This is a genomic window from Amycolatopsis rhizosphaerae, assembly GCF_007713715.1.
Classification (GTDB): domain Bacteria; phylum Actinomycetota; class Actinomycetes; order Mycobacteriales; family Pseudonocardiaceae; genus Amycolatopsis_E; species Amycolatopsis_E rhizosphaerae.
In genome coordinates this window covers 1-5,240 of sequence record NZ_VJWX01000496.1, presented here as the reverse complement: position 1 = coordinate 5,240, position 5,240 = coordinate 1, and the positions used below count along the sequence as shown (strand labels likewise).

The following is a 5,240-nucleotide window of genomic DNA, read 5'->3' as shown; positions in this document are numbered from 1 at the left end:
CGCCGGGCTTGCCGTGCTCACCAGGCTTGCCGTGCCCGGGCTTGCCGTGTTCGCCGTGCTCACCGGGCTTGTGTGGCTTCGGCTTGTGGCCGCAGTAGTCGCAGTCGTCCGGCTTGCCGGGCTTTTCGAAGCCGGGAAGGTCCGGCTTGCCGTGGTCTCCGTCGGGCTTGGCGCCGGGGTCGCCGTGCCCCCCGATGATCGGGTCGTGCAGGCCGGGCAGGCCCTGGGCCTGGATCTGCGCCTGCGCGCCGTCCTGCGGGCCTGGGGCTGCCTGGGCCGGCAGCACGCCCGTCAGCAGGGCGGCGCCGGCCGCGACACCGAGCCCGCCGAGCGCCGTCCAGGCCGCACGGCGGTGCTTGGCGCCGGTTTTGGTCTTGGTGGTATCACGGTCCATTTGCTTGGCCTTCCGTCGATCACTGGTCGAGGTCGGCAGGGTCTGGGCCGGAAGATCCGGAACGGATCGGTCTGTGCGGTGTTGCGCCGGTCGGGCCCACGGGTCGCCGGAAAAGGCTTACCGGACGGGGCCACCCGCCGACGCTAACTCCCCACGCTCCCCGCTCGCCACAACGGTCCGCGAGTTTCACTCGCCCGGTGAGCCGGTGACGGCCTGATGATGTTTTCCGGTCCATACCAATGGATCGATGGGCGGCTGTCGCCGCCTTCGGCTGTTTCGGACAAAATTCGCGCCGGGCCCGTAACGGTGCCCGGCGCTGTGCCGTGTGTGTGCCCCCGAAAGCCGCCTTGGCGGCCGACAGGCTCACCGCACGGGGGCGGGGGCGCGCGGACGGGTGGCCGTCCCCCCGAGACGGCCACCCGGCGCGCGTCCGGTGCGGGATCCGCCGTTACTGGCCGACCTTGACGCCCGGCTCGCCCATCTCGAACTGGATCGGCACCCGCCCGGCGGGCCGTGCCGGCGGCTCGCGCCGCCGCCGCCCGCCCATCGGCAGGATCGTCCGCTGGTAGGTCGTCTCCAGCACCATGGCACTGCCGGTGTACCAGGCGATGACGGCCGAGGCGATCAGGAAGTACGCCCCGAGGAGCAGGACGATCCCGACGGCCGCGGTGAGGCCGATCGCCAGCAGCGTCGAACCCACGGCCAGGGTCAGCAGCACCAGGGTCAGCGCCACGTTCTCGACCGCCGCGGCGAAGGTGGCCGTCCAGGTCACCGCGGCCAGCCCGATGAACCAGAACCCGAACGCGACCGCCGCGGCCCGGCTGGTGACCGGGCTGGGCAGCCCGCCGAGGCCCACGAACAGCATGTAGATCCCGTAGGCGATCCAGAACGATCCCCACGCGCCGTGCACGGCGGACGCGAGGGCGTCGCGGGCCCGGTAGGACCACATGGCCGCGAGGGTTTGCGCGACACCACCGAAGGCGAACGCCAGCGGCGCCAGGATGAGCGGCGTCGCGATGTTGCCGTACCAGCCCGCCAGGTTCGCGGCGACCATGAAGGTCGATACGGCGAAACCGAAGAGCCCGAGGATCGACGGTGCCGCCACCGGGGTCAGGTTGATGTGGGTGTGTTCGCGCCAGAAGGTGTAGTCGCCGTCGCCTGCCCGAGGCCGGCCGGTGGACGCCGTCATGTCGTGCGTCATTGCTGTTCCTCCTTCTCTGCTCCCGTCGCTGGCCACCGCGCTCGGGGACCCCGCGCCGGACGAAGCAGGAATTCACCGGTCGGGGGGAGCGGAAACCCTCGATCGTCGCGGCTCACCTCGTGCGGAGGCGGGCGAGGCGGCTCTGGCGCGAATTCACCCCATCCAGGTGAGCCGCCGCGCCCTGGGCCCGGGATTCGTGCCGGAGGCAAACCTTGTCCAGGGCAGGTGTTTTCCCGTCCGGGTGCCGGGTAGGCGATGCCGGAGGGAAGGGGAAGCCGATGCGGATCGACGAGATCGAAGCCCACGCCTTCACCATCCCGACCGACGGGCCCGGCGGCCGGGAACAGGACGGCACACTCACCTGGGAGGCCACCACACTCGTGCTCGTGGTGGCCCGCGGCGGGGGACTGGCCGGAGTGGGCTACACCTACGCCGACGTCTCGGCCGCGACCCTGGTGCAGTCCAAGCTGGCCGCCGCCGTGACCGGCGAGGACGCGCTGACACCGGCCGCGGCGACGCACCGGATGCTGGCCGCGATCCGCAACGTCGGCAGACCGGGTGCGGGCGCGATGGCGGTCTCCGCGGTGGACATCGCGCTGTGGGATCTCAAGGCGCGCCTGCTCGGCCGCTCCCTGGTCACCGTGCTGCCCGCGGTCCACGACCGGGTGCCGGTGTACGGCAGCGGCGGGTTCACCAACTACTCCGGCGACCGGCTCGCCGGGCAACTGGCGGGCTGGGTGGCCCAGGGCATTCCGCGGGTGAAGATCAAGACGGGCCGGGATCCCGGAGCCGACCCCGGTCGCCTCGCCGTGGCGCGCAAGGCGATCGGCGATGCGGTCGAGTTGTTCACCGACGCCAACGGCGCGCTCACGGTGGGCCAAGCGCGCTACTGGGCCGGGCGGCTGGCCGAGGAGTGGGGTGTGCGCTGGTTCGAAGAGCCGGTCAGCTCCGCCGATCTCGAGGGCCTGCGGCACGTGCGGGAGCGCGCCCCGGGCGGGCTGGACATCGCGGCGGGCGAATACGCCTTCGTGCCGAGGGATTTCCTCAACCTCCTGCAGCCGCCCGCGGTCGACTGCCTGCAGGCGGACGTGACCCGCTGCGGCGGGATCACCGGCGTGCTCGGCGTCTCCGGACTGTCCGCGGCGCACCAGATCGATCTTTCCGCGCACTGCGCCCCGGCGGTGTCGGCACACGCGTTCTGCGCGGTGGAACGACTGCGGCACCTGGAGTACTTCCACGACCACACCCGGATCGAGGCGCTCGCCTTCGACGGGATCCTCGAACCGGTGGACGGGGCGCTGGTCCCCGACCCCGGCCGCCCCGGCCTCGGCCTGACCGTGAAGTGGCCGGATCTGGAGCCTTACCGCGTGCGGGTGCCGTAGAGCCTGTTGTGGCAGTGGTTGACGGCGCAGGAGCAAGCGGCTCCGCCGCTTGGGAAACACGCGCCAGGCCCGGCACTGCGCACTTCGATGATCGTCGTAAGGGGTGTGCGAGTGCCCGGCCGGGGGTAGCCACCGGCGGTGACGATGCCGGGGGTGCGAGAAGGGTGAAGATCGGTGGCACTCAGCGTACTGCTGGCGGTTCTGGCGGCGGCGGCGAACGCGACCGCGTCCGTGCTGCAACGCAAGGGGGCGCGCGAGGCGCCTTCGGAGGGAGCTTTTTCGTTCGGTCTGCTGTGGACGCTCGCGAAACAGCCCGCCTGGATCGGCGGGATCACCGCCATCGCCGTCGGTTTCGGCCTGCAGGCCGCGGCGCTGGCCACCGGGCCGATCCTGCTGATCCAGCCGATCCTCGTGGTGGAACTGGCGTTCACCCTGGTGCTGTCGAGCGCGGTGTTCCATTCGCGGCTGCACGCCCGCGAATGGAGCGCGGTCCTGGGCATGAGCGCGGGCGTCGCCGTGCTGCTCGTCGCGTTCTCACCGAGCGGGGGAGACCCTCATGGTGCCGGCGCGCTGGCGTGGGCGGTGGGCTGCGCGGCGACCGTCGCGGTGACCGGGACGCTGGTGGTGCTCGGACGCCGCAGCCACCACGCCCGGCGGGCGGCCTTCCTCGGGGTGGCGACGGGCGTCTGGTTCGGGTTCACCGCGGCCCTGGTGGCGGGCATGACCTCGGCCGCCAACGCCGGGGTGGCCGAAGCGCTGGGCGCGTGGCAGACCTACTCGCTGCTCGTCGCCGGACCGCTCGGGTTCCTGCTGCTGCAGGAGGCGTTGCGGGCGGGTCGGCTGGTCGCTTCGCAACCGGGGCTGACGCTGTCGAATCCGCTGGCCTCGGTCGGGTGGGGAGTGGGTGTGTTCGGGGAGACCGTCCGGAGCGGGCCGTGGATCGTGGCCGAGATCGCGGGCGCCGCACTGATCGCGGCGTGCACGGTGCTGCTGGCGCGGTCTCCGCTGCTGCAGGGGTCGCAGGGGGAAAGCGAGCAGCCGGGGGCGGAGCCCGAATGCGTCCGCGATGTATAACGTCCTATACAGCGCGGGGCTGGTCGTGCGAGCGTCCGGCCATGGCAGCCGTGGCCAACCTCAAGAACGCCAGGACCGCGGGACGGGCTTCGCGGCTGGCGAGTCCCGCGAGCCGTAGTGCGAGCTCCTCGTAGATTCCGGTCAGCATCCCCGCCGCGGCCGGGGTGAGGCGCAGCAGCCGCTTGCGGCGGTCGGCCGGGTGCGGAAGGCGCTCGACATGTCCGTCCCGGACCAGGCGATCGGCGAGCTCGGTGGTGGAGGCGGGGGTGATGGCCAGGAGCCGGGCCAGGTCGGTGATCGTCTGCGGGCCTTCCACGTGAAGAATGCCCAGCGCGATCATTTCCGTCGGGGAGACGCCGAGGCGGGTTCGGGCCTGCTGGGCGCGGAACTGCTCGGTCGCCACCACCATGGCCCGCACGGCGAGCGCCAGCTCGAGGTCACCGTCCACTTCCTGAGGTTACCATTCCTTCAGGCTGCCTTAGGACCTGTCGGCGGTTGGTGGCGGTCCCGCCCGGGAAGGAGACGTGCATGCCGAGCAATCTGGACCTGGTGGCCGGTGGCTACGAAGCCTTCGCCCACGGCGACCCGTCGGCGGTGTTCGCGCTCTTCGACGAGGCGATGGAGTGGTACACCCCGGACGAGCTGCCCTGGGGCGGTCCCTTCCACGGCCGCGAAGACGTGATCCGGTTCTTCCAAGAGCTGCCTCGGCACTACGAGGAGTTGTCCGTCCAACCGAGACGGTTCCTCGACGCCGGGGACGCGGTGGTGGTCGAAGGCCGTTACGCGGGCCGCGTGAACGGCCGGGACTTCAAGGTCGCCTTCGCGCACGTGTGGACGTTCCGGGAGGGCAAGGCCGCCCGCGGCCGCGAGTACCTGGATTCGGGCAAGCTCCTGCGGCGGATGACGGAACACGGCACGGCCACCGCCTGAGCCACTTGGAGCGACTCACTGCGACGTGCCCGGCGGTGCACGCCGCAGGAGGAGCGCGAGGGCGACGGCCGCCAGGAGGGCCACGCCGACGGTGAACGCGAGGCCGGACGGGACGAGCCCGAACGCGGTGGCGGCCGCGCCCTCGCCGATCACCGGAATCGTGATTCCGATGTAGAGCACGAGGAAGAAGGTGGAGGTGAGTTCCGCGCGCGTGCCCGGCGGCCCTGCCGCGACGACGGAGCCGAGCCCGGCGCGGAAC

The 5,240-nt window shown here is 71.9% G+C and carries 5 protein-coding genes and 2 pseudogenes; 3 read left to right on the top strand and 4 right to left on the bottom strand.

All coding sequences use genetic code 11. The features are described 5' to 3' along the window. Together FNH05_RS31500 and FNH05_RS31495 are read right to left on the bottom strand one after the other, a co-directional pair. A pseudogene (locus FNH05_RS31500) lies at positions 1-394 on the bottom strand (hypothetical protein); the annotation flags it as partial. Positions 395-842: 448 nt separating this feature from the next. Beyond that, positions 843-1,595, bottom strand: coding sequence for an acetate uptake transporter (locus FNH05_RS31495; protein ID WP_144592493.1), 753 nt, complete (start codon positions 1,593-1,595; stop codon positions 843-845). Positions 1,596-1,873: 278 nt separating this feature from the next. Here FNH05_RS31495 and FNH05_RS31490 point away from each other — a divergent pair, with 278 nt between their 5' ends. Further along, on the top strand, positions 1,874-2,977 hold the full coding sequence (locus FNH05_RS31490) for an enolase C-terminal domain-like protein (protein ID WP_144592492.1): 1,104 nt from the start codon (positions 1,874-1,876) through the stop codon (positions 2,975-2,977). Positions 2,978-3,151: 174 nt separating this feature from the next. Beyond that, on the top strand, positions 3,152-4,051 hold the full coding sequence (locus FNH05_RS31485) for a DMT family transporter (RefSeq protein WP_144592491.1): 900 nt from the start codon (positions 3,152-3,154) through the stop codon (positions 4,049-4,051). A gap of 4 nt (positions 4,052-4,055) precedes the next feature. Here FNH05_RS31485 and FNH05_RS31480 read toward each other — a convergent pair whose 3' ends face one another. Next, positions 4,056-4,499: a MarR family transcriptional regulator gene (locus FNH05_RS31480; RefSeq protein WP_222426763.1), complete on the bottom strand. Its 444-nt coding sequence runs from the start codon at positions 4,497-4,499 to the stop codon at positions 4,056-4,058. An 80-nt stretch (positions 4,500-4,579) separates the two neighbouring features. Between FNH05_RS31480 and FNH05_RS31475 the strand changes: the two genes are divergently transcribed. Continuing rightward, positions 4,580-4,981, top strand: coding sequence for a nuclear transport factor 2 family protein (locus FNH05_RS31475; protein ID WP_144592490.1), 402 nt, complete (start codon positions 4,580-4,582; stop codon positions 4,979-4,981). A 15-nt stretch (positions 4,982-4,996) separates the two neighbouring features. On the opposite strand, the pseudogene FNH05_RS38425 reads toward FNH05_RS31475, so the two are convergent. Beyond that, a pseudogene (locus FNH05_RS38425) lies at positions 4,997-5,240 on the bottom strand (MFS transporter); the annotation flags it as partial.